The sequence below is a fragment of the Flavobacterium gelidicaeli genome, assembly GCF_013294005.1.
Taxonomy (GTDB): Bacteria; Bacteroidota; Bacteroidia; order Flavobacteriales; family Flavobacteriaceae; genus Flavobacterium.
Window position 1 is genome coordinate 368,380 of the sequence record NZ_JABSNK010000002.1, and the last position, 24,971, is coordinate 393,350.

The 24,971-nt window shown below is 33.4% G+C and carries 25 protein-coding genes; 16 read left to right on the forward strand and 9 right to left on the reverse strand.

Annotated features, from left to right (window positions below; genetic code table 11):
- Positions 1-29 precede the first annotated feature (29 nt).
- The 7 genes from HNP99_RS04270 to HNP99_RS04300 form a co-directional block, all read right to left on the reverse strand.
- Entirely contained in the window at positions 30-431 is a 402-nt protein-coding gene (locus HNP99_RS04270) for a hypothetical protein (protein WP_173851624.1), read from the reverse strand.
- A 179-nt stretch (positions 432-610) separates the two neighbouring features.
- A complete protein-coding gene (locus tag HNP99_RS04275; protein ID WP_173851626.1) occupies positions 611-1,393 on the reverse strand; it encodes an enoyl-CoA hydratase/isomerase family protein in 783 nt (260 codons plus the stop codon).
- A gap of 9 nt (positions 1,394-1,402) precedes the next feature.
- The gene (locus tag HNP99_RS04280) at positions 1,403-2,815 is read right to left on the reverse strand and encodes an ATP-binding protein (protein WP_173851628.1); all 1,413 of its coding nucleotides are present in this window, start codon (positions 2,813-2,815) and stop codon (positions 1,403-1,405) included.
- A 130-nt stretch (positions 2,816-2,945) separates the two neighbouring features.
- A complete protein-coding gene (locus HNP99_RS04285) occupies positions 2,946-3,503 on the reverse strand; it encodes a CopD family protein (RefSeq protein ID WP_173851630.1) in 558 nt (185 codons plus the stop codon).
- A complete protein-coding gene (locus HNP99_RS04290) occupies positions 3,487-4,845 on the reverse strand; it encodes an MATE family efflux transporter (RefSeq protein WP_173851631.1) in 1,359 nt (452 codons plus the stop codon). The genes HNP99_RS04285 and HNP99_RS04290 overlap by 17 nt, the downstream gene beginning before the upstream one ends.
- Positions 4,846-5,877: a ferrochelatase gene (gene hemH / locus HNP99_RS04295; RefSeq protein ID WP_173851633.1), complete on the reverse strand. Its 1,032-nt coding sequence runs from the start codon at positions 5,875-5,877 to the stop codon at positions 4,846-4,848.
- A 145-nt stretch (positions 5,878-6,022) separates the two neighbouring features.
- The gene (locus tag HNP99_RS04300; RefSeq protein ID WP_173851635.1) at positions 6,023-6,895 is read right to left on the reverse strand and encodes an AraC family transcriptional regulator; all 873 of its coding nucleotides are present in this window, start codon (positions 6,893-6,895) and stop codon (positions 6,023-6,025) included.
- A gap of 228 nt (positions 6,896-7,123) precedes the next feature.
- Between HNP99_RS04300 and hemA the strand changes: the two genes are divergently transcribed.
- The 10 genes from hemA to hemF all read left to right on the forward strand — a co-directional run bounded on the left by hemA (position 7,124) and on the right by hemF (position 16,309).
- Positions 7,124-8,380, forward strand: coding sequence for a glutamyl-tRNA reductase (gene hemA / locus HNP99_RS04305; protein ID WP_173851638.1), 1,257 nt, complete (start codon positions 7,124-7,126; stop codon positions 8,378-8,380).
- Positions 8,381-8,492: 112 nt separating this feature from the next.
- The gene (locus tag HNP99_RS04310; RefSeq protein ID WP_173851640.1) at positions 8,493-8,900 is read left to right on the forward strand and encodes a GxxExxY protein; all 408 of its coding nucleotides are present in this window, start codon (positions 8,493-8,495) and stop codon (positions 8,898-8,900) included.
- Positions 8,901-9,204: 304 nt separating this feature from the next.
- A complete protein-coding gene (gene hemC, locus HNP99_RS04315; RefSeq protein WP_173851642.1) occupies positions 9,205-10,131 on the forward strand; it encodes a hydroxymethylbilane synthase in 927 nt (308 codons plus the stop codon).
- Positions 10,131-10,823: a uroporphyrinogen-III synthase gene (locus HNP99_RS04320; protein ID WP_173851644.1), complete on the forward strand. Its 693-nt coding sequence runs from the start codon at positions 10,131-10,133 to the stop codon at positions 10,821-10,823. Before hemC ends, HNP99_RS04320 begins: the two co-directional genes overlap by 1 nt.
- Positions 10,824-10,885: 62 nt before the next feature.
- Positions 10,886-11,911, forward strand: a complete 1,026-nt coding sequence (gene hemE / locus HNP99_RS04325) for a uroporphyrinogen decarboxylase (RefSeq protein ID WP_173851646.1) — start codon at positions 10,886-10,888, stop codon at positions 11,909-11,911.
- Positions 11,912-11,917: 6 nt separating this feature from the next.
- Positions 11,918-12,295, forward strand: coding sequence for a hypothetical protein (locus HNP99_RS04330; protein ID WP_173851648.1), 378 nt, complete (start codon positions 11,918-11,920; stop codon positions 12,293-12,295).
- Positions 12,296-12,303: 8 nt separating this feature from the next.
- Complete coding sequence (locus tag HNP99_RS04335) at positions 12,304-12,840, forward strand: GNAT family N-acetyltransferase (RefSeq protein ID WP_173851650.1); 537 nt, start codon at positions 12,304-12,306, stop codon at positions 12,838-12,840.
- Positions 12,841-12,935: 95 nt separating this feature from the next.
- A complete protein-coding gene (locus tag HNP99_RS04340; protein WP_173851652.1) occupies positions 12,936-13,940 on the forward strand; it encodes a carboxypeptidase-like regulatory domain-containing protein in 1,005 nt (334 codons plus the stop codon).
- Between the two features lie 406 nt (positions 13,941-14,346).
- The gene (locus tag HNP99_RS04345) at positions 14,347-15,393 is read left to right on the forward strand and encodes an OmpA family protein (RefSeq protein ID WP_173851654.1); all 1,047 of its coding nucleotides are present in this window, start codon (positions 14,347-14,349) and stop codon (positions 15,391-15,393) included.
- Between the two features lie 13 nt (positions 15,394-15,406).
- Complete coding sequence (hemF, locus tag HNP99_RS04350; protein ID WP_173851656.1) at positions 15,407-16,309, forward strand: oxygen-dependent coproporphyrinogen oxidase; 903 nt, start codon at positions 15,407-15,409, stop codon at positions 16,307-16,309.
- A 57-nt stretch (positions 16,310-16,366) separates the two neighbouring features.
- Here hemF and HNP99_RS04355 read toward each other — a convergent pair whose 3' ends face one another.
- Together HNP99_RS04355 and HNP99_RS04360 are read right to left on the reverse strand one after the other, a co-directional pair.
- Positions 16,367-18,334, reverse strand: coding sequence for a hypothetical protein (locus HNP99_RS04355; protein ID WP_173851658.1), 1,968 nt, complete (start codon positions 18,332-18,334; stop codon positions 16,367-16,369).
- 5 nt (positions 18,335-18,339) lie between these two features.
- Complete coding sequence (locus tag HNP99_RS04360) at positions 18,340-18,969, reverse strand: hypothetical protein (RefSeq protein WP_173851660.1); 630 nt, start codon at positions 18,967-18,969, stop codon at positions 18,340-18,342.
- A 210-nt stretch (positions 18,970-19,179) separates the two neighbouring features.
- Between HNP99_RS04360 and hemB the strand changes: the two genes are divergently transcribed.
- From hemB to HNP99_RS04390, 6 genes are all read left to right on the forward strand, one after another.
- Positions 19,180-20,175 carry a porphobilinogen synthase gene (hemB, locus tag HNP99_RS04365; RefSeq protein ID WP_173851662.1) on the forward strand — a complete coding sequence of 332 codons (996 nt, stop codon included), beginning with the start codon at positions 19,180-19,182 and terminating at the stop codon, positions 20,173-20,175.
- Between the two features lie 50 nt (positions 20,176-20,225).
- On the forward strand, positions 20,226-21,149 hold the full coding sequence (locus HNP99_RS04370) for a hypothetical protein (RefSeq protein ID WP_173851664.1): 924 nt from the start codon (positions 20,226-20,228) through the stop codon (positions 21,147-21,149).
- 129 nt (positions 21,150-21,278) lie between these two features.
- On the forward strand, positions 21,279-21,692 hold the full coding sequence (locus HNP99_RS04375) for a c-type cytochrome (protein ID WP_173851666.1): 414 nt from the start codon (positions 21,279-21,281) through the stop codon (positions 21,690-21,692).
- A gap of 164 nt (positions 21,693-21,856) precedes the next feature.
- Positions 21,857-22,327, forward strand: a complete 471-nt coding sequence (locus tag HNP99_RS04380; protein WP_173851668.1) for a methylated-DNA--[protein]-cysteine S-methyltransferase — start codon at positions 21,857-21,859, stop codon at positions 22,325-22,327.
- Positions 22,328-22,446: 119 nt separating this feature from the next.
- The gene (locus HNP99_RS04385) at positions 22,447-23,160 is read left to right on the forward strand and encodes a 3'-5' exonuclease (RefSeq protein ID WP_173851670.1); all 714 of its coding nucleotides are present in this window, start codon (positions 22,447-22,449) and stop codon (positions 23,158-23,160) included.
- 49 nt (positions 23,161-23,209) lie between these two features.
- Positions 23,210-24,898: an ABC transporter ATP-binding protein gene (locus HNP99_RS04390; protein WP_173851672.1), complete on the forward strand. Its 1,689-nt coding sequence runs from the start codon at positions 23,210-23,212 to the stop codon at positions 24,896-24,898.
- Positions 24,899-24,971 lie beyond the last annotated feature (73 nt).

A 24,971-nucleotide genomic window follows, 5' to 3' on the forward strand; every position in this document is an offset into this window, starting at 1 on the left:
TTTCTCTCGACTAAAAATCTAAATAAGTATTAAATAATCCCTTTTTCTTTCATTTCGATAATTACATCCGAAGCACTTTTAAAAGTAGGTGCTTGCTCAATAATACTACCCACTCTTTTTTTGTTTAATTTAAATGTGATATCATTTTCTGTGGTAAACAATAATGCAGTTAAAAAGGGGTTGTTCATGTAAGGGAACAAAATAGCATAGGCCTCATCAAGACTATGAAAACTCTCAATTTCCTCTGTCTTGTATTTCGCTGATAGCGAAAGGGTATAACCACCCTCTTCCAGCAAAACGGGTCTTATGTAGATGTTTTTCAATTCGGTGTCACCTATAGTCTTCGCCAAAGTCAATTTGGCATAAGTTCCGTTTTGAATACTTTGTTTTACGCTTTCCCAAAAAAGGGCAAATACTGGCTCGTATGACATGAATGTAGTTTAAAGGTTTATTTTCTTTAGATAGAAAGATGCAAAATTAAGTTTTGTTCGTTAAAAGCAACGTGTATTATTAGAAAATTTTTAAATAACAAGAAATCCGTAGCTTGAAGACGAATCATCTATCAGGCTACGGATTTTTATATTTACTATAATTGTAATTTTTTAAAAGCTTATTCTCCTGGGAAAACTGCTTTTCTTTTTTCTAAAAATGCAGTAGTTCCTTCTTTAAAATCGTCAGTTCCAAAACATTTTCCAAAAGACTTTATCTCGGTATCAAAACCATTTTCTCCTTCTTTGTAATTGGCATTTACAGCATTTATTGCCATGCTGATGGCTACTGGAGAGTTTTTCATGATTTTTTGAGCCATAGCAGTACAAAAATCAATAAGCTCTACTTGAGGAACCACATGATTGACTAAACCAGTTCTGTGCGCTTCTTGAGCATTTACCATTCCGGCAGTCATGATCATTTCCATAGCGCGTCCTTTACCCACTAATTGTGGCAAACGCTGCGTACCTCCGTAACCTGGAATAACTCCTAGAGAAACTTCTGGAAGTCCCATTTTAGCATTGTCTGATGCTACTCTAATATGACAAGCCATGGCAAGTTCTAATCCGCCTCCAAGTGCAAATCCGTTTACAGCTGCAATTACGGGAATCTTTAATTTCTCGACAAAATTAAATAAGGAATCTTGTCCGTGTGCGGCTAGTTGTACTCCTTCTTCAACGGAGAAGTTAGAGAACTCAGCGATATCAGCTCCGGCAACAAATGCTTTTTCGCCACTACCAGTAAGGATTACTACTCTTGTTTGTTTGTCTTTTGCAACAGTTTCAAACGCCAGGTGCAATTCTTCAATAGTTGCTTTGTTTAAAGCATTCAATTTTGTTGGACGATTAATCGTTATTGTTGTAATGCTATTATCAGTAGCGATAAGAATGTTTTCGTAAGTCATGGTATTTATTTATGAGTTAATTATAGGAAGAGAAACGGTAAATTTTGTTCCTTTTCCAAATTCAGTTTCAAAGGTAATTGTTCCTTTATAATTTTCGATAATGTTTTTTATGATCCCTAATCCAAGGCCCATTCCGCTGCTTTTTGTAGTAAACTTAGGTTCGAATATACGACTTATATCTTGTGGTTTTACCCCCACGCCGTTGTCTTCTACAGAAATTAGTACATTATTATCTTGTTTTTTTACCGTTACAGCAACTTTTTTATTTCGACCTTCAGGAATAGATTGAATGGCATTTTTAACCAAATTTGTAATAATTCGGATCAGTTGCGTTCGGTCTATTTTCGAAATAATTTCGGGAGATTCTTTTTCGAAAACAATGTGTTCTTCATTGAAAATATCCAGCGTCAATTCAACAACTTCTACCACATTTAGCGTTTCGTTTTGCTGTGCTGGCATCGATGCAAAGTTAGAAAAAGCTGAAGCCACCGCATTCATCGTGTCAATTTGCTGAATCAAGGTCTCCGAGTAATCCTTCATCTTTTGAATGATATTGGGGTCTTCGGGACTAAATCTTCGTTGGAAACTTTGAACCGTCAAACGCATTGGCGTAAGCGGATTCTTGATTTCATGTGCCACTTGTTTCGCCATTTCGCGCCAAGCTTCTTCTCTTTCACTTTGGGCTAATTTTACGGCACTTATTTCCAGCTCGTCTACCATTCGATTATAAGCAGCAATCAATAAGTTAATTTCTTTACTGCTGGCTTCGAGTACGATTTTCTTGTTTTTTTGATTAAAACTAGTCTCGTTTAAACGGTCGGATATTGTTTTTAAAGACTTCGTGATATAAGATGATAGAAAGTATGCTATAGCAAAAGCGACTATTAACATAAATGAATATACTTGTCCCAACCGAATAAGAAAGTTGTTTAGCTCTTTGTCATAGAAACCATCATCTTCCAGGTAAGGCAGGTTTAAAACACCTAAGGGTTTGAATTTATCATCTTTGATTTGGGTGTAAGAGGAGCGGTTTTTTACTCCGTTTACGGTTTTAATATCTACGTAACGTTTTTCTATAGAAGAGCGTACGAGTTTTAAAATGTATTTAGGTATAGGTGGGGCCGCTTTATCAACAGAAAAATTTTCTTTGGATGATTTTAAGAGTACTCCGTCAAGATTATAGATATTGATTTCAATATTATGAATGTGTGCCAGTTCGTGAATTTTATCCTTGAAAATTAAATCTAAATTATCAGTAGTTAAGGGGTAAGTAGTAGTAGAAAGCACATAATTAATATGTTCTTTTACCGCATTTTCTTTACGTTCTAAACGTTCTTGATGGTATTCTTTTGCTTCGGTTTTAAATTGAATGATCGAGATTGAAGCCAGTAATACTGAGGCTAGAATTATCAGTACGATCATCGAAAGAAAAATTCGAATTCGTAGTGATAGCATTGATAATTTAAAACCTTTTAGCATTTTATATAGTTGTCTGTATTCTGTTATGAGTTTTTAGTTGCGCCATTCAGTTTTGATTATAAGTTTGGAACTACTAATTATTGTTCTTTTCTCGTATTCTTTTATAGAATTTAAAGCCCAACATAATGATAACCGAGAACGAGATGATGCCTATTACTCCATAAATCCAGTTGAAGGCATTTTTTAAAACGACTAAAAAAACCACTGCAAAAAGAATAATTGTTGCTCCTTCATTCCATATACGCATGAAGTTAGAAGTGTAATTTACTTTGTTTTCCTGCAATTGCTTGAAAATTTGGTGGCATTTAGCATGGTATAAATACAACACAAATACAAAGCCAAGTTTAACATGCATCCAAGGCATTTTTAACCAAGCGTTTCCTAAATCAGTAAAAAACAACATCCAGAAAGCAAAAATGCTCGCTAGAATAGCTGAAGGCCAAGTGATGATATACCACATACGGTACGTCATTAACTTAAATTGTTTTTGTAAAATTTCCTTTTCAGGTGATGGTTTGTCAGCAGCTTCAATTTGGTAAACAAATAAGCGTACAATATTAAATAAACCTACAAACCAAGTAATAACAAAGATGAGGTGTAGTGATTTAATGTAATTATAGTATTGATCCATCAGGGTGTTTTGTTAGTTTGGTGTTCATTTCTTTTTTTAAGAAATAAGCAGTGATCATTGTTGATAAAACATCGGCAATTGGGAAAGAAACCCAAACGCCAAAAATACCGAAAAAATTTGGTAGAATAAGTACTAGCGGAATTAAGAAAAAACCTTGCTTGCTTAAAGTCAAGAATAATGCTTTTTTTGCTTTCCCAGCTGCTTGAAAATAAGCAGCACCTATTAACTGAATAGCAATAATGGGAGAAGCCGCAAAGACCCACCTCAAGGCATTAGGAGTTTCGGCAATAACTTGTGGATCTGTGGTAAAAACAGCGACAATAGGTTTTGCAAAAAATAGAATAAAGACAAATATAAAAGCAGCTAAAAGAGCCGCATATTTAATCGATATTTGGATGCTTTCCTTTACTCTTTCAAAATTGTTTGATCCATAGTTGTAACCAGCAATAGGGATAAATCCTTGGGTGATTCCAAGAACGGGAAATAAAGCAAACATTAACATGCGACTTATGATTCCGTAGACTGCTAAGGAATGTTCTCCTCCATAAGTATACAGTGTATGATTTAGAATAATAGAAAGAATACTTATTACGCCTTGTCTCGAAAAAGTAACAAAACTCAATGTCGTAATCTCTTTTATTATGGGGAAATGAAATTTAAAATGCCTTGATTTTAACTTTAGTTCGCTTTTGTATCTAAAAAACCAAAAAACAAAAACAAAACACATAAAATAGGATATAGAAGTTGCTAATGCAGCTCCAAACATCCCTAAATTCATTATTTTTATAAACACAACATCTAATATAATGTTGACAAATGCCGGAATAATCATGGCATACATGGCAAATTTTGCTTTCCCTTCGGCACGTATAATGTTGTTTCCCATCATGCAAAGCGCTAAAAACGGTACAGATAATATGATGGGAAAAAAGAATTCGGTTGCTGGCTTAACAATGGCACCTTTAGCGCCAAAAAGCAATAACATGTCTTCACTAAAAAACATGCCTAGTAGTACAAACACAGATGCCATTAAAAAGGTCATCATAATTTGATTGGCAAAAGTGAACAAGGCTTTCTCTTTGTCATTTGCTCCTAGCGCACGTGAAAGCACAGAGCCACCACCCACTCCTATTGCCATTCCTAATGAGGAGATGAAAAAGGTGATGGGCAGGACAACGGTTACTGCCGCAATGGCTAAAGAACCAATCCATTGACCAACAAATATGGTGTCAATTAAAATATTAACCGACATAAATAAAATTCCCACCGATGCTGGAACTGCTTGTTTTATCAAGAGTTTTTTAATGTCTTGGGTTCCTAGTTCCTCTGCACTAACCGCCATTTAGTAAGCTAACTTTTGAGATATCGCCCAGCTATTAATCCAGTTACTTGCTGTTGTACACCACTCATCGCCGTCATTCAAACATGGAATTGCTTTAAATTCTTCACCGCCGTGAGCTTTGAATTCATGGTTGGCTTCCATTGCAATCTCTTCAAGTGTTTCTAAACAGTCAGATACAAATGCAGGAGTGACTACAGCTAGTTTTTTGATTCCTTTTTCAGGCATTTTATTTACTTCAACATCAGTGTATGGTGTTAACCATTTATCACCCGCTAAACGAGATTGAAAAGTTTGGCTGTATTTTCCTTCTGGAATGCCTAATAGTTTAACCACTTGTTTTGTGGTTTCATAACATTGATGACGGTAGCAAAACTCATGTGCAGGTGATGGAGTGTTACAACAAGAACCATCAATTTTACAGTGCGATTTTGTTACATCTGTTTTACGAATGTGTCGCTCAGGTATTCCGTGATAAGAAAATAATAAGTGATCATAATCAAAACCTTCTAAATGTCCTTTTATAGAATCGGCTAAGTTTTTTAGATAATCGGGTTTGTTGTAAAAAGCAGGAACCGAAGTAAATTTCATTTCTGGAAAATGCTTTTTACGCAATTCCTCAGCTAAAACTAATATAGTTGTCGTTGATGCCATAGCATGCTGTGGATACAACGGGAAAAGTAGTACTTCAGTAACTCCTTTGTCTCTTAGTTCTTGTAATCCTGCTAGTATAGACGGGTTTCCATAACGCATAGCTAGGGAAACGGGTATCTCAACTTGTTTTTTTACTTTTTCATGCATTCTTTTTGAAATCACTACTAATGGAGAACCTTCATCCCACCATATTTTTGCGTAAGCGGCAGCTGATTTTTTAGGTCTTGTTTGCAATATAATTCCGCGAACAAGCAATGCTCTTAATAGAAAAGGAACGTCAATAACGTATTTATCCATTAAAAATTCGTCTAAATACGGTTTAACATCTTTGGGAGTTGGACTTTCAGGAGAACCAAGATTTACTAATAATACACCTTTCATATAGATTTTAATTTTTTCTTTATTGTTTTTCTGAATCCCAAAATTTCGGATTGGAAATCTTTTGTAAAAGTAACGAATCTTACTTTTTTATAAATTGGGATTAACTATTTTTTATTTATTGTTTAATATATAAAATCAATGCTGCTTAAGTTGCTGGATTTATTGACATTAAATATTTCTTTGGGGTGGTTGCAAATTTCTTTTTGAAAGCGGCTATAAAATGACTTCCTGTGCTATAGCCTATTTTTAAACCTACTTCGTTGACATTATAGGAGCCGCTGTCGAGTAGTTTTCGAGCAAAATCCATTTTGTAATCAAATAGAAACCCATAAACGGTGTCGCCATATATTTGTTTAAAACCCATTTTAAGTTTCTTTAAGGTCAAACCCACTTGATCTGCTAATTCTTGCAATCCAGGTGGTTCAGCCATATTAGCTAAAATGATTTCTTTGGCTTTTCTTATTTTAATTACATTGTCTTCATCTGTAAGAAACGGACATTGTTCTGCATTTGGGTCTTCGGTACGGTTAAAGTATAGACTTAATAATTCATAGCCTTTCCCGCGATAGTAAAGGTTTTTTATCGAAGGATGTAAATTGTAATGAAACAACTGACTTAAAACAATTGCCATTGAGGGGCTAATATTTCCTTCGTTGTAATATTTTTTATCTTTATTATCACCGCTTAAAAAAGTAATGTAGTCCGCTTCCGCAGAAAACAAAGCGTGGAATTTTTGGATAGAAACAATTACGGAGATCACCCACGAGTTAGGTGCTAACTCTAAATTTAGAGGCAACTCTTTTTGTGGATTGTATAAAAGCAGTGATTTTTCTTCTTTTAAATCTAAGGCATAATTTCCTTGATTGAAATTAAATTTTGCACTTCCTTTCAATCCAAAATGAAATTGAATCAACCCGCTACTCACTTCACGTTGTGCATTGAAAACTTCGGTACTGTCATTCTGAAACCGAATTAAAGTAAAGTCGTCTTCAATCTTTATAATTTCTTGTGAACTCATAGCGATATATTTATGTTGAAAAGATGATAATTATCAGCTCTTTTTATTTAGAATCATTCTAAGTAAATGAATGCTAATAACTTGATTTCAGTACAAAAATAGCGTTTTTTAGTAATTATTAGCCCTTTAGGAATAAAAAAACATGTAGCGTTATAAAAAGTACTTCTAGCGTTACTTTTATAAATAGTATAGTGATAATTTTGCTGAACTTTCTTGAAAAGTATTTATATGGAAAATAACAACCAATCAAAGCATCACTATTTTTATTCTGTTGGACTAAGCTATAAAAAAGCGGATGCCGAGATGAGAGGTAAATTCAGCTTAGATACTTTAGCAAAGACACGTTTGCTAGAACAAGCACAAACGGAGGGGATTGAGAGTTTAATTGTTACCTCTACTTGTAATAGGACAGAGATATACGGATTTGCAGAACACCCTTTTCAATTGATAAAATTGATTTGTGAAAACAGTAATGGAAGCGTTGAAGAGTTTCAAAAAGTAGGTTTTGTTTATAAAAACCAAGAAGCAATAAGTCATATGTTTAGAGTTGGGACTGGTTTGGACAGTCAGATTCTAGGCGATTTTGAAATTATATCTCAAATAAGATCCAGTTTTACGCAATCAAAAGCAATGGGATTAGCTAATACTTTCATGGAGCGCTTAGTGAATGCCGTAATTCAGGCTAGTAAAAAAATCAAAAACGATACCGAGATTAGCTCAGGAGCGACTTCTGTTTCTTTTGCGGCAGTACAATATATTATTAAGAACGTTGAAGATATTGGTAATAAGAACATCTTGTTATTTGGTACGGGTAAAATAGGTAGAAATACTTGTGAGAACTTGGTAAAACATACTAAGAACGAGCACATCACTCTTATTAATAGAACTAAAGACAAGGCTGAACGACTAGCTGGGAAATTAAATCTTATTGTAAAAGATTACTCAGAGTTACATTTAGAATTGCAAAAAGCAGACGTTGTTGTCGTTGCTACGGGGGCTCAAAACCCTACAGTAGACAAGGCGATATTAAATCTTAAAAAACCGTTGTTGATTTTAGATTTATCAATTCCGAAAAATGTACATGCAGATGTTGAGGATTTAAAGGATGTGACTTTAATTCACATGGATTACCTCTCGCAATTAACGGACGAAACTTTAGAAAACAGAAAAAATCATATTCCTGCAGCGGAAGCTATCATCGAAGAAATCAAAGAAGAATTTAATGTATGGACAAAAGGGCGCAAATTTGCTCCTACAATTCATGCCTTAAAAGAAAAATTGAATGCTATCAAAAAATCTGAGTTGAATTTCCAAAGTAAAAAAATAGCTGATTTTAACGAAGAACAAGCGGAAATTATTTCTGCACGAATTATTCAAAAAATCACCACACAGTTTGCTAACCATTTAAAAGACGATGATACAATGGTGGATGAAAGCATTGAATGGATCGAAAAAGTTTTTAAAATAGGATTAGCAGCGAAGTAAAGCTAGATAAAATTTAAATTTTTTAAACCATTAAGAAATTAAGAAACATTAAGAGTTTATATTTGAAGAGTAAAAGTAAATTTAGTTGCTAACTGATATAAACTAGAATTTAATGACACAAAAAGAGGTTACTAATTTATCGTATCAAATTACTGGTTTGGCAATAAAAGTTCATAAAGCTCTAGGGCCAGGACTTCTTGAAAGTGTCTACGAGCAGTGTTTAAAGTTTGAGCTAGAAAGAAACGGATTTGATGTCAAACAACAATTAGTAGTTAAAATTGAATACGATGGTCTCGAATTAGAGTCAGATTTAAGAATAGACCTTTTGGTAAATGATTGTGTGGTAGTAGAATTAAAGGCGATAGAAAATGTGTTGCCAATTCATGAAGCTCAATTATTAACATACATGAAATTGTTACAAAAACCTCAAGGGCTGTTAATTAATTTCAATACAACTAATATCACAAAGTCGATGAAGCCTTTTGTAAATGAGTATTTTAAAAGACTAGATATAATATAAAACTTAATGAATCTTAATTTCTTAATGGTTTTTAAATTCAAGCTGTAGAAGAAATCAAAGGTTAGGCTTTAAGAAACGACAATTTAAGATAGTATGCATAGTTAAAACTTAATGAACATTAATTTCTTAATGGTTTTTAAATTCAAACTGTAGAAGAAATCAAAGGTTAGGCTTTAAGAAATAACTATTTTAAGATAGTATGTATAGTTAAAACTTAATGAATCTTAATTTCTTAATGGTTCAAGAAAGAAAACAATTAATTGTTAAAAAATCAAATGCTTTAGATCATTTGTGAAAAATAAAAATGGCAGAAAAGACAATACGAATAGGAACTCGCGATAGCGAACTCGCACTTTGGCAAGCACATACTGTAGAGAAAAAGTTAAATGATTTAGGTTATAAAACCGAAATTGTTGCTGTAAAATCAACTGGAGATGTCATTCTTGATAAGCCACTGTACGAATTAGGAATTACGGGTATATTTACTAAAACCTTAGATGTTGCCATGATTAATGGTGCGGTAGATATTGCAGTGCATTCTATGAAAGATGTTCCTACTGCTTTGCCACAAGGAATTGTGCAGGCAGCGGTTCTTGAAAGAGCCAATACCTTAGATATTTTAGTGCACAAAGGAAACCTTGATTTTTTTACTGGCTCTGGAACTATTGCCACTGGAAGTTTGCGTCGCCAGGCACAATGGTTAAACAAATATCCTAGCCACAATGTAGTTGACCTTCGCGGAAATGTGAATTTGCGCATGAAAAAGCTCAACGAAGGCGACTGGAATGGCGCTGTATTTGCAGCAGCAGGATTAGAAAGAATCAATTTGAAACCAGAGAATTACATCAACTTAGATTGGATGATTCCTGCACCAGCACAAGGCGCTATGCTTGTGGTGGCGATGCAAAATGATGCCTTTACACTTGATGCTCTTTCGCATTTAAATGACATTGAAACAGAAATCGTAACCTATATAGAACGTCAATTCCTTAAAACTCTCGAAGGAGGTTGTACGGCGCCAATTGGTGCATTGGCACGTTATAATGAAGAAGAAGATACCATCCATTTTCAAGGAGTATTGTTTTCGCTTGACGGAAAAGAAAAAATTGAAGTTGATAAAATTGTTCCTATCGAAGAATGGAAGAAACTAGGATTTTATTCGGCTCAAGAAGTGCTGAATAATGGAGGAATAAAACTGATGACGGAAATCAAAAATAATTTGAAGAAATAATGAGCCAAATAAGCATCTTATCCACTAAAACATTATCAGACGAACAGAGACAAGTATTTCTGGACGCAGATTTTGATCTATTAGAACAAGATTTTATCGAAATTAAAAATAACCTTTTTGATCTAGACAAAATCAATACCAATTTAATTTTTAGTAGTCAAAACGCTGTTATTAGTTTGATGGAGCAAAACGGCTGGGAAGCATTAAAAACCAAACCAGTTTTTTGTGTGGGTATCAAAACCAAAGAATTATTAGAAGCAAATGGGTTTACTGTAGACGTTTATCTTGACTATGCATCAGAATTAGCGGAGATTATCACCTTAATCTACAACCAACAAAGCTATACTTTTTTTAGCGGAAACTTGCGCAAAGAGACGTTGCCACAAGCTTTGAAAGATGCCGGAATTACGTTTAACGAAATCGAAGTGTACCAAACTACATTAGCGCCGTTTAAAATTTCGGATCAAGAAAATTTTGACGGAATACTGTTCTTCAGTCCATCTGCTGTAGAAAGTTACTTATCGAATAATAAAATCAAAAAAGAGTTTTGCTTTTGTATTGGTAGCACAACAGCTGCTGCCCTAGAAGAGAAAAAAATAAAAAATATCATAATTCCTGAAGTACCTACTATTGAAGAAGTAATTCTCGAAGTAATTCAGCATTACACACCAATGCCTGAAGAAGGTAATTAAAACAAATAAAACAAGATAAACCATCAGCTAAAAGCCAAAAGCGACTAGCCAATAGCAATAAAATGATAAAAAACGACTTATTTTTAAGAGCATTAAAAGGAGAAACAGTACAGCGTCCACCAGTATGGATGATGCGTCAAGCGGGTAGGTATTTACCAGAATTTATCGCTCTGCGTGATAAATATGATTTTTTCACCCGTTGTCAAACTCCAGAATTGGCTGCCGAAATTACGGTGCAACCTATTCGTAGAATCGCTCCAGATGCTGCGATTTTGTTCTCAGATATCTTGGTGATTCCACAAGCAATGGGGATAGATGTAGAGATGAAACCAAATTTTGGTCCGTATTTGCCACATCCAATTCGTACGATTCAAGATGTTGAGAACGTGATTGTTCCTGATGTTCACGAAACGTTAGGATACGTTTTTGATGCTATTAAATTGACTAAGGAAATGTTGAACGATGAGGTGCCATTAATTGGTTTCGCAGGTTCGCCTTGGACAATTATGTGCTACGCGGTAGAAGGACAAGGATCAAAAAGCTTTGATAAAGCTAAAGGATTCTGTTTTCAATACCCAGAAGCAGCACACGTTTTATTACAAAAAATTACAGATACCACTATTTTATACCTAAAAGAAAAAGTAAAAGCGGGAGTAAATGCCGTTCAAATCTTTGACTCGTGGGGCGGAATGTTGTCTCCAGTTGACTATCAAGAATTTTCTTGGAAATACATCAACCAAATCGTTGAAGCACTTGCTGACGATGCTCCGGTTATTGTTTTCGGAAAAGGATGTTGGTTTGCTCTTGGCGAAATGGGAAAAAGCCGTGCTTCTGCATTAGGAGTAGACTGGACTTGCTCGCCTAGAAACGCAAGATACCTTTCTGGTGGAAACATTACTTTGCAAGGAAATTTCGATCCATCAAGATTGTTATCGCCAATTCCAGTGATCAAGAAAATGGTTCACGAAATGATTGACGAATTTGGAAAAGATAAATACATCGTGAACTTAGGTCACGGTATTTTACCAAATATTCCAGTAGATCACGCTAAGGCGTTTATTGATGCTGTGAAGGAATACAATCAATAATAGCAAATGCTAAATAAAGGATTAAGAGACGAGAAGAAAGTAAAGATCGACAACATGTTGAGCACTTTGCTTTCTTTGGTTTTTGTACCCAAATTTTGGAATATTGAAGACACGAGTTTAATCGATAATCAGTTGACAGATTTTGATTTAACGACAGCTATTCTTGACCAAATTGAAGAGAAAGATTTGATTACATTGTTAGATAAGTATGAAATGGATTGGGCTCAAAAAGAACAATTTGCTGATTTTTTAGTTCAGTATTCGGTTAATAATCAATTTAACTTTTTGGCGAAAGCGATTGCTGTTTATAAGCATATTCAAGTCGATAGCAAGACTTTTTCTTTTGATATATACAACAAAATTACTGCTATTCAATCAAAATAATAAGGTAAATGACACTCTCTGAGAATTTCGTTATCAATCAATTAAAAGCAAAAGATGCCACTACATTGCATCTTTTTTTATTTAATAATACTGACCGACTTAGTAAATTTTTCCCACTCACACTGTCTAGTAATGAAACTATTGAAAAATCAGTAGCCTATATTGAAGAAAAAAATAATGAAATTGAGCGAAAAGTAAACTTTACTTTTGCAATTAAAGAATTGGATACACAAAAAATTGCGGGTTTGATTATCATTAAAAAAATTGATTGGGAAGATAAAATAGGTGAACTCGCTTATTGTATTGGGAGTGATTTTGAAGGGAAAGGCTTGGTCACAAAAGCCGTTAAAGCTATTTCGGGTTTTGCTTACGATGAGTTAGATTTGAAAACGTTACAGATTATCGCACATAAAACGAATCTAGGAAGTGTAAAAGTGGCTCAGAAATGTGATTTTATATGGAAGCGAACGTTATTAAATGAATTTACTCCTGTTGGAGAACCTCCGTTAGATATGGAATTATATGAACACACAAATGTGAAATAATTTTTGATTAAATTTACATTTATAGATTATTTGGATTAGGTTTAAAAGAATAATTTTTTTACGGCTAAAGTTTTAAATCTGAAATTTTTTATATTATGAAAACACTCTTACTTCTTTTATTTGTTACTGTTTCATTTGCTCAAATTCGGGGTAAGGTAGTTGGTCTTAATGGGAGGCCTCTTGTTGCTGCAAATGTATATTTTGACGGAACTACAGTTGCTACATTGACGGATAACAAAGGGGATTTTGTAATAGACAACACTTTTAAATTAAATACTCTTTTAGCCATAAGTTATTTAGGGTATGAAACGCAATATTTAAAAATTGATTCGGATAATGAATTGTATGTCACTTTAAAAGAATTGGCTGAGAACTTGGATGAAGTTGTGATCAAAAAAGATCTTTTTACCAGAAAGCAAAAGATGGAGTTGTTTAGAAATCAATTTTTAGGTAATACTTCGTTTGGTAAAGCTTCAAAAATTGAAAATGAAATCGATATCTATTTTGTATATGATAAAGATAAAACCACATTAGAAGCATTCTCACAAAATCCTTTAATAATCATTAATAGTGCGTTAGGATATAAGATAACCTATGAGTTATCAAGTTTTCAAACTAAATTTTGGAAAGTTAGCATTAGCTCTAGAGACGTTTCACAGAGTTTTTTTTCAGGTTTATCTCGTTTCGAAGAAATAAATTCTAGTTCCAAAATAATTAAAAACAGACAGAAGTGTTATAGTGGTTCACAATTAGAATTTTTTAGAAATTTAAGAAATGAAACCTTAGGGAAAGGCAATTTTTTAGTCTTCGAAAAATCATATCAAGTTAGCCCAAAGGATAGTTTTAATGTAAAGGATACTTTAGGTTTAAAAAAGGTTGAAGTCTTAAAACAAGAAAGAGGCTTGCATAATAAAAAATTTGTAGCTGAATTTAGTTTGTTACACAAAAAAGCAGGTCAGTCAAAAATTATTTTGGAAACTGCTTCGTTTTATATCGATCAATTTGGTCTAAATTCAAATGTTCATGATATAAGTTTTTCGGGTAAATTATCAGAGCAAAGAGTGGGTAATATGCTTCCAGCGAATTATAAAATTAATTAATTGTTACTGTTAAACATGAAAAATAAATTTTACTTTCGCAATCAAAGAATTCAATACGCAGAATATTGTGGGTTTAATTATCATTAAAGAACAGCTATTATAGACCAAATCGAAGAAAAATATTTGATAGATTCGAAATGGGCTAGGAAGAAAAAGAAAAGTTTGCCGATTTTTTGTTAACTTATTCTGTAGGTAACCAATTTGATTACAAAGCTAAAACATTAGCTATTTATGAGCAGATTAAAGTAGATAGTAAGACCTTTTCTTTTGGGACTTCTGCCAAGATTGCTAATCTTAAAAAATTGATGTAGGGATAACTTAGAATTAATGATAGAATAACTTTTTATATTTTATAGGTTGTAATTTAGTTAAGCATAACTATTTGTAAACTATTTAATTAGATAAAATGAAAAAGATTCTAACACTTGCCTTTTTGAGTATCATTATAGGCTCCTGCAAAAAAGAAAATAATGCGATTCAAAATAAGAATGTTTCTGAGGTAAAAGAAAACGCTGCTGGTAGTAGTGAAGCTTCCAAGGAAACACTTTTTGTAGATTCATTCGATTGGTCCAAAATTCCAGAATCGTCAGCAGCTATTGGAGTATTTCCATACGTTACTGCTCCAGAAGGATTTGTAGTTTTGGAAGATGGGCATAATGAGATTGCCAAAAACGGAATGACAAATTTTTTCGATTTCAATAAATTGTTTATCTATGACGGCAATTCTTTTTTTAGAGCTGAAGGTAAAAAAGCTAGTTTGTATTTGATTATGAATGATGTTAATGCTGAATTTAATCAATTAAAATTTGATAAAAGCGTTGATAATTATCTAAAAAAAATTGGAGCAGTTTTATTATATGGTGGTCAAATTCCTGTAAGTAAGTTAGATGCGCTGCAGCAAACAGAAGAAAAAGCAGCATACAAATACATTCAATCTGCCGGAAGTCCTTATGATAATTCAGTTCGGAATTATGCTTTGAATCATAAAAACGGAAAAATATTCATTCAGTTGGGTTCTAATTCGGCTCATTCTGAAATAGGAGTTATTGAATTAGAAGGTTTTAAGCAAACAATTAAAGCGCCAACTGCTTCAGAGATGCAGAAAGAAATTGACTCGAAAGGAAAAGCAGTTTTGAATATTAATTTTGATATTGACAAAGCAACTTTGCAAGATGATGGACAAAAATTAGTGGATCAAATTTTTGCTTTATTGTCTAAAAATAAAACATTAAAACTCTCTATTGAGGGACATACAGATGCCACTGGAAGTTTAGAACATAATAAAAAATTGTCTGCAGATAGAGCCAATACAGTTATGTATGCTCTTGCAGCCAAAGGAATCGATATAAAAAGGTTAAAAGCAATTGGATTTGGTTGTGAAAAGCCAATCGCACCTAATAATTCAGAAGAAAACAAAGCTAAAAATCGCAGAGTCGAATTAGTGAAATTTTAAAATAAAAAATAGAATGAAAGATCAGTTTTTCGCATACATACAAAACTTACAAGATCAAATCGTAGCTGGACTAGAAGCTGTTGATGGTCAAGCCAAATTCAAAGAAGATCTTTGGGATCGTCCAGAAGGCGGAGGAGGTCGTACACGTGTAATCGAGAACGGAAAAGTTTTTGAAAAAGGCGGTGTTAATATTTCAGCTGTTCATGGGAAATTGCCAGAAGCGATGCAAAAAATGTTTGGCGTAGGCGAAGCAGATTTCTTTGCTTGCGGACTAAGCTTGGTTTTGCACCCAAAGAGTCCTATGGTGCCTACGGTGCATGCAAACTGGCGCTATTTCGAAATGTACGATGAGAACGGAAGTGTAATCCAACAATGGTTTGGTGGTGGACAAGATTTAACCCCTTACTATTTGTTTGAAGAAGATGCTGTTCACTTTCATGAAACGTGTAAGACGGCTTGTGATAAACACAATCCAGATTTTTATCCAAAATATAAAAAGCAATGTGACGCTTATTTCTGGAATGCCCATCGTCATGAAGCGCGCGGAATAGGAGGATTGTTCTTTGATTATTGCAAAGCTACTGATGATATGAGGATGGAAGATTGGTTCAGCTTTGTGTCTGAAGTTGGGAATAGTTTCTTGCAAGCTTATGTTCCAATTGTTGAAAAAAGAAAAGATTTGGAGTATTCTCCAGCCCAAAAAACATGGCAAGAAATTCGTCGTGGTCGTTATGTGGAGTTCAATTTGGTTCACGATAAAGGAACATTATTTGGTTTAAAAACCAATGGAAGAATTGAATCAATTTTAATGAGTTTGCCGCCGCATGTGCAATGGGTGTACGATCATCATCCAGAAGTAGGCAGTGAGGAAGAGAAACTTATCAAGGTATTAGAACATCCTAAAGATTGGATTTAATATAAACAACAAATCCCTAGAGTAATCTAGGGATTTGTTGTTTATAGCACTAATTAATTATTTCATTTCTTCAAAAGCATCTAAAAATTGCAAAATGATGTTTTTGTTGTCTTTAACAGCATTTAATCTCATGTCAAATCTAAGTTTATTGTTTTTTAATTTCTTAGGAGATTGCATTTCTAAGCGATTAAATTGATGGCTAAGTTTGATTAATTTGGCATCATCGTTAGATTGATTTTTAACTTGCTCTTGATAAGATTTGGCTAGCTCTTCAAAATTTACTGCTGCCATTAAGGAGTTTTTACTCAGCTTGCTTTTAATGTCTTTTACGAAGCCGCCATTTGAAAATTTGTCAAATGCATCAGGAACGTTTCCTATAACAATTACATCTTTGTCTTTCAAAATAAAGAAATCTCCGTATTCTGTAGTTTTAGTAAAGTAATATAAATCACCATCAGCTTGTAAAAATTCTTTTCTAACCAATAACTGAATTAGTTTATCGCCAAAAGTAGGATGCGTTGAGGTAAATACCATTGAGAAAAACGGAATCGATTTTGTAGTCGTGTTTTCTATTTCTTGACTTTCATAATTTTCATCGTATTCGTAAGTTTTGGTAGTAATGTCTACTTTTTTAACGTTGTGTAAAAAGAAACTTAAATCACCATCAAACAAAGTTGAAATAGCTTCTTCATCTACTAAAGTTGAAATCAAGTCTATTGATAAAGCGATATCTTTATTAAATTCAGATTTTCCTCCTAAAAATTGATTGATAAATGAAGGGATATTAGTCAACAACTCTTTTGTGTTAAGATGATAAGACATGTATGCTAGTGGCTTTTCAGCAGGAAAATAAGCATAAATGTTTTTATTTACTTTTCTATTGGTTACCTTCTGCATTATGCTGGCCATTTCGTCATTGTATTCTACTATTTCTTCTAGTCGAATATTATCATTGTCAAAATAAGCATTCAAATTAATTCCTTTTACAAAATCACCAAATTTATATTCCTTTGGAAAGTAATTGGTTAAACCTGATAAAGCTCGGATATTTTTGTACATATTACTGGTGCTTTCTAGGAATGAACCGTAATTTATCCAAGAAGAGATGTCAGCTTTACTATCGATTTTGTCAGAATACGGCGCTGTAAACCCATTATTAAATAAAGATTTTACATAGGCCACTTGTTTTTCTGTTTGTGTTTTTTCAAATAGAGCTTTTTTGTTTAAGTAAGTTTCGTAACTATCATCTTCCTCATCCATCTCTACAACTTCCGTGTCATATTGGTCTTCACCTGTCTCTTCTACAACTTCAACAGTATTATAAGCTTCTGCTGCTTCTAAGTCACCAACAACTGCTGTCTCTACAGGTCCATCATATACCGTTGGTCCATCATATACTGTTTCATAAGATTCTTCAGCATTCAAAATCCCTACAGCTGCAGTGTCTACCACAATGTACGCAGAATCAGTTACGGCGTAAGCCTCTTGCTCTTCAGAGTAATCATCATAATCTTCGTCATCATAAGAATGAGCGTAAGCGTTACGAGGAAATTTAGTAGTATATTCAAAGACGACCATAAAATCCTTATTCCAAGCAAGTGTTCCTTTCTTGTTATTTGGATCTGATTTAATCATTGAAAAAGTTCCAAAATCTAAAATTTCAATTTTATTATCATCAGCTATAACGTCATTACTTTCTTTTTGGCGAAGCAAAATTTCTCTTAGTAAAGCACTATCTTTCAAGGGTATTGTAGCTTGAGTATATGTAATACTATCTGTAAAATTTCCTAAAAAAGTGGCGTTTTTCTTTAAATCTACAACTGCATTCAATTCATCATTGCTGATAAATTGACTTGATTTGTTGAGTTTTTGTAATAACGAATGATTTAAAACCTCAGCAGCGCTAACTTTTTTAGTTATTTGAGCACCATTATATTGTACAAATAAGTCGTAATTATTATTTTTTGTTTGGGCAAAAGAAAAAGTACTGCAAAGGAAGAGCAGTAAAAAAGAAAATTGTTTCATAATAGTTATAAATTGATTGAATTGTTCATTAGTAACGGGTATTGAAGTACGTCATAAACGTTTTGTTTCAAGAAAATCGTTTTTTGATTTTTAGACAATTTACTTCTAGAGTTCCCTACAGACTGAATGTTTTTATCGAAAGAGTAAATAGCGGTTATCGTTGCCGCTTGTAGGTCTGCTTTTTTATTGGGGTCTTGACCTAATTTTTTAGGAATTGGGTAATTGGTATTCCTTACAAATCCCCCAGATTTATTAGGTAAAAAGTTGGTTTGTTGTTTTTGATTATTAATCGAATTCATAACTGCATTAAGCGCTTCTAAGTTTTTATAATCGAGATTAATTATAAAAATAAAATCATCAAAATTGGTTGTGGTTCTAACATTTGAGATTCCATCTATTGTAGCTGCTTTTCTTTTAAAGTCAGCTAGTTTTTGGGTTATTTCTTGTTCATTAGGGATTTTTACACCGTTAACTTCTTCTAAAAAAATAGCCGATTTTGTTTTAAACCAAGATTGTGAAAAATCAATGGTGAGTGTATATTCACCACTTTCATCATTGTGATGTTTAATGCGTTCAGTGATTTTAAAACAACTTGTAAGTAAAAAACAACTTGTAATAATGAGAAATTTCTTCATTTTACAAAAATAATACTATTTTTAAGAATCAGGTGCTTAAACGGGATAATCTCAAAAATTTGTTCCAATCATTCGTTTGTTTTGTGATTATTATCACAATCAGCTTGGCTATTTTTCCGTAACTTTGAGGCATTAAAATAATAACATAAATAATTTGTATAAGCAGCTGTGACAACGGCTACTGATTGCAAATTTCTAATCCATAAATATATGTTTCCATTACAAAGAGGTAGAAGATTACGTGTTAACGAATCAGTTAGAAGTTTAGTTCGCGAGACAAGTTTAAGCCCATCCGATTTTATGTTTCCCATGTTTATTGCTGAGGGCGAAAACGTACAAGTAGCAATCCCTTCTATGCCAGGAATCTTTCGTCGTTCAATAGATTTAACGGTAAAAGAGGTAAAAGAATTATTTGATTTGGGTATTCGCGCTGTAAACATTTATGTAAAAGTTAGCGAGGATTTAAAAGACAATACCGGTAAGGAAGCTTGGAATCCAAACGGATTAATGCAAGAAGCTATTCGTGCAATCAAAGTAGCTTGTCCAGAGATGGTTGTAATGCCTGACGTTGCTTTAGACCCCTATTCTGTTTATGGTCACGACGGAATAATAACTGATGGTGATGTCGCTAACGATCCTACAAATGATGCGTTGGTAAAAATGGCAATTTCACACGCTCAAGCAGGAGCTGATTTTGTTGCACCTTCAGACATGATGGATGGCCGTGTACTGCGCTTGCGCCAAGGTCTTGATGCAGCAGGTTTCCATAATGTGGGCATCATGAGTTACTCCGCTAAGTATGCTTCGGCTTTTTATGGTCCTTTTCGAGATGCTCTAGACAGTGCACCGAGAGAATCAGATGTTGTGGTGCCAAAAGATAAAAAAACTTACCAAATGGATTATGCAAACCGCATAGAAGCAATTAAGGAAGCGCTTTGGGATGTTGAAGAAGGGGCTGATATGGTTATGGTGAAACCAGGAATTGCTTATTTAGATATTGTTCGAGAAATAAAAAACGCAGTCAATGTTCCTGTAACGGTGTATCATGTTTCGGGTGAATATGCAATGATTAAAGCTGCTGCCGAAAGAGGTTGGTTAGATCACGATAAAATTATGATGGAGCAATTAATGTGCATTAAACGAGCAGGGGCTAGTTTGATCTCGACTTATTTTGCTAAGGAAGCAGCGGTATTATTAAACAAATAAATGATTGAAAAAAAGCGTATTTTTACGCTAAAAAATAATATTTAAATTATATGAAAAAAGGATTACTAGTAGCTATGATGTTTGCCTGTTTGACAACATTTGCACAAAAAATTAAAATTAAAAAGGACAAAATCAGTATTGATGATGTTGAGGTTGCAATTTTAGATAAACAGAAGTTAGTTTATAAAATTGTTTCTTTAGATAATAGGCCTATTTTTTCAATTGAGAGAAAGGTAAGTTCATTAATTGATGGGTCAACGGTTTATTGGAGTGTATTAACTGATTTGTCTACTAATAAAACAAATGAAGTTTTAGACTATGGTAAAGATCAAGGCCTGAGTTTTCAAAATGCTATTGTGGCGAGTGTTTGTAATGAAAAATACAAATTTATTAGCGCCGCAGGTATAGATGAAAAAGGTGTTTTAGAATTTATTAATGGAACACCAACAGATATTGATAAAGTTTTGGGAGATGCTAATTTAAAGGCAAAAAACGAACTTAAGGCTGAAAATGATGTGATGGTAAAAGCTAAAGTATCCGTTAAAAACAGCGATATTTTTCAACTTCAAGATGTTGCTGGTAAAGAGGTGAATGTTGTTATTGGCTCCATTAATAAAAAAAGTATTGTATTTATTGCAGGCTTTGCGCCAAGCTTAGTTTATGAAGTGAATTCATTATACAGCGAATTAGATAATAATAGTAGAAAGCAAAATAGATCAAGACTTGTTGGTAGCTGGTATGACGTAAAATTAGGATCTGAAAACCCTACTACTAATAAACGTGTTAAAAATGAAATAATCACTTGGGATAACAAATATTTCGGATTAAGAGGAGCTGTATCTGGTATGGAAAAAATAAGTTCTGCAGGTTTAGAAAAAGGAGATCTTGAAATTTATGGCGGTGCAGAAACATTACCTAATAGAATTGTAGCTAAATTGCTGTTTCATGGCTACACTTTTGAGGCAATGAAATAGTATTATTCTTAATACTTTATAATGCTAATTTATTAAGGAAGTAGAGCTGTTATTAAACAAATAAAGCTGATAATTATCATTTTATAAAAATAGCAATTGTGTTAACTTTGAGTTTAAATACTTCAAATTATGAAAAAATTAATCTTTATTGGAATCGTTTTTCTAGCTTTCGCTTGTAAAAAACAAGAAACAGAATCATTTGGTAAACAAGAGCCAGCGGCAAATACAGAAGCTTCTTCAGAAGGTATGCAGGCAGAAGTACAAACCCCAGAAAAATTAGGAGAAACTATTTTTAACGGAAAAGGTACTTGTGCAACATGTCATAAAGTAGATTCTAAATTAATTGGACCTAGTGTTCAAGAGATTGCGTCTGTTTATAAAGCCAAGGGAGGTAATATCATAGCTTTCTTAAAAGACGATGCAAAACCTTTAGTTGATCCAACTCAGTATGAGGTAATGAAAGCAAATTTTGCAATTACAAAGGCAATGTCTGCAGAAGAATTACAAGGATTAGAGGCATATATATATTCTAATTTAAAATAATTTATAAAGAGATTTTAAGGTTTTGCTACTATTCCCCATACTTTGGGTAAAAGGGCTAGAAAACTAAGATTTACACTAGCTCTTTTAATCGGCCTACAGGATATTCCTTGTAGGCCGTTTTTTGTTTTAGAGTATTACTAATAAATATTATTTATCTTTATAAAATGGAAATAGCCTACATAAAAACCCCGCTCGGTACTGCTATGATTACTGGTGATAAAAATGGAATAACAGCTATTACTGTTTCTGATTTAGGGGCCGTTTCTACAGTGATTCCAATAGATTTGCAAGAAGCTGTTCAGCAAATCAATGAATATTTCGAAAATAAAAGAATCAATTTTACTTTTAAATTAAATCCTAAAGGAACTGATTTCCAAAAAAAAGTTTGGAACAACTTATTGGCTATTCCCCACGGAAAAACGAGAACTTATCTAGAACAGGCCAAAAGACTTGGTGATGTGAAGGCCATACGGGCTGTAGCTTCTGCAAATGGTAAAAACCCACTTTGGATTGTTGTTCCGTGTCATAGAGTCATTGGTTCTGATGGGTCGCTTACTGGCTATGCAGGAGGACTGTGGCGTAAAAAATGGCTTTTGGAACATGAAAACCCTACAAAACAACAAAGTTTGTTTTAAGCACAACATGGTCATCATTAAATGTAGATTGCTCTTTTTTACTTATATTTGGTAAACTCAACTTAGCAATATACGCTGTCTTTTATAAATTGGAGAGGTGAGTGTTCAAAATAAAATTTATGATAGAAAAAATCAATCTCAATAATATTCTATTCTTGGATATAGAAACCGTTCCAGAAACCGCTGACTTTAATAGTTTAGATTCAGAGATGAAAGCACTTTGGGAAAACAAAACGCAATACCAGCGCAAAGACGAATATACGCCAGGAGATTTTTATGACCGCGCCGGAATTTGGGCTGAGTTTGGTAAAATTATTTGTATTTCAGTTGGTTATTTTGCGAATAAAGGTGATGTTCGTAATTTTAGAGTAACGTCTTTTTTCGGTGATGAGGTTACAGTTTTGAAAGATTTTAATAATTTATTAAACAATCATTTTAACCAACCACAACATGTTTTATGTGGCCATAATGCAAAGGAATTTGATATTCCGTTTTTGGCAAGGCGCATGATTATAAACAAAATTGCAATTCCAAATAAACTCAATCTGTTTGGGAAAAAGCCTTGGGAAATTCCGCATTTAGATACATTAGAATTATGGAAGTTTGGCGATTATAAGCATTTTACTTCTTTAAAATTGATGTGTAAAGTGCTTGGCATACCTTCTCCAAAGGGAGATATTGATGGTAGCCAAGTTGGACATGTGTTTTATGTAGAAAAAGACATTGATCGTATTGTAACCTATTGTGAAAAAGATACCATTGCTGTAGCACAAATATTTCTTCGCTTACGCCAAGAGGATTTATTAATAGAGGATGAAATTATTCACGTTTAAAGTCGTAAGAGTTATTTAATTTACCCTTGAAATCGTTACTTTTACCCACATGAACAAGCAATTACTATCCATAGAAAATTTAGAAATTTCTTTTAAAAAAGAAGGCGTTTACTCTGCTGTGATTAATACAATTAGTTACGATTTAAGAGAAAATGAAATCCTAGGCATTGTAGGTGAATCAGGATCTGGTAAATCAGTTTCTTCATTAGCAATCATGGGATTGTTGCCAGTAAATATTTCGAAAATAACTAATGGTCAAATTCTTTTTGATGGTAAAAATGTTGCCCATTTATCTGATAAGGAATTACAAAACTTAAGAGGAAATGATATAGCGATGATTTTTCAAGAACCAATGAGTTCTTTGAATCCATCATTAAAATGTGGTTTTCAAGTTCAAGAAATTCTTTTACAGCATACGTCATTATCTAAGTCAGCTTCTAAGGTAGAAACACTGTCGCTTTTTGAAAAAGTAAAGTTACCAAATCCGGAACTCATTTTTGATAAATATCCTCATGAAATATCAGGTGGACAAAAGCAAAGAGTAATGATTGCTATGGCAATTGCATGTAAACCAATGTTGCTTATTGCAGATGAACCTACTACAGCACTTGATGTTACAGTTCAAAAAGAAATCATACAATTATTAAAAGACATACAGCAAGAAACAGGAATGAGTATTATATTCATTTCTCATGATTTGTCTTTAGTATCTGAAATTGCCCACCGTGTTTTAGTGATGTACAAAGGTCAAATTGTAGAACAAGGTGAAGTAAAAAAGATATTCAAAAATCCCGAACATAATTATACAAAAGCTTTAATTGCTTCAAGACCATCGCTAGAGGTGCGTTTAAAAAGACTGCCTACAATTCAAGATTTTTTGAATAATCAAATTAATACGGAGATTGTATCTCCAGAAGATCGTGCTCAATTTCATGATAAATTATATAAACAAGCCCCTATTTTAGAAGTTATTAATGTTGAAAAAGAATATTTATCCACAGTAGGTATTTTTGGCAAGAAAATAGGTTTTAAAGCGGTTGACGATGTTAGTTTTAAATTGTATGAAGGTGAAACACTAGGTTTAGTGGGAGAAAGCGGCTGTGGGAAATCGACTTTAGGAAATGCAATTTTACAATTAGATAAAGCTACTGCAGGTCAAATTCTATACCGAGGTCAGGATATTACAAAGTTAAGTGGAACTGCAATTAAAACTTTGAGAAAAGAAATTCAGATTATTTTTCAAGACCCATATTCGTCACTAAACCCACGAATTCCTATTGGTAAAGCCATTATGGAACCTATGAAAGTACATGGTTTGCATAAAAATGATAAAGAGAGGAAAGAAAAGACTATTGAAATTCTTGAAAGAGTAGGTTTAGGAGCTGAATATTTTAATAGATATCCACATGAGTTTTCTGGTGGGCAAAGACAACGAATAGGAATTGCGAGAACAATAGCTTTACAGCCTAAATTAATCGTTTGTGACGAATCAGTTTCTGCTTTAGATATTTCAGTCCAAGCGCAAGTCTTGAACCTTTTAAATGAGTTAAAAGAGAATTTTGGATTTACGTATGTATTTATCTCCCATGATTTGGCTGTAGTGAAATACATGAGTGACCAAGTACTTGTTATGAACAAAGGGAAAATTGAGGAAATGGCTGATGCTGACGAATTGTACGCAAACCCTCAAAAAGAATACACTAAGAAGTTAATTGAAGCGATACCAAAAGGGGATTAAACAAGGCATGTGCTTTGATTGTCTTAATGAAATCTAGAAGTATTAATGAGTAATTAATCTAAAACCAATGTAT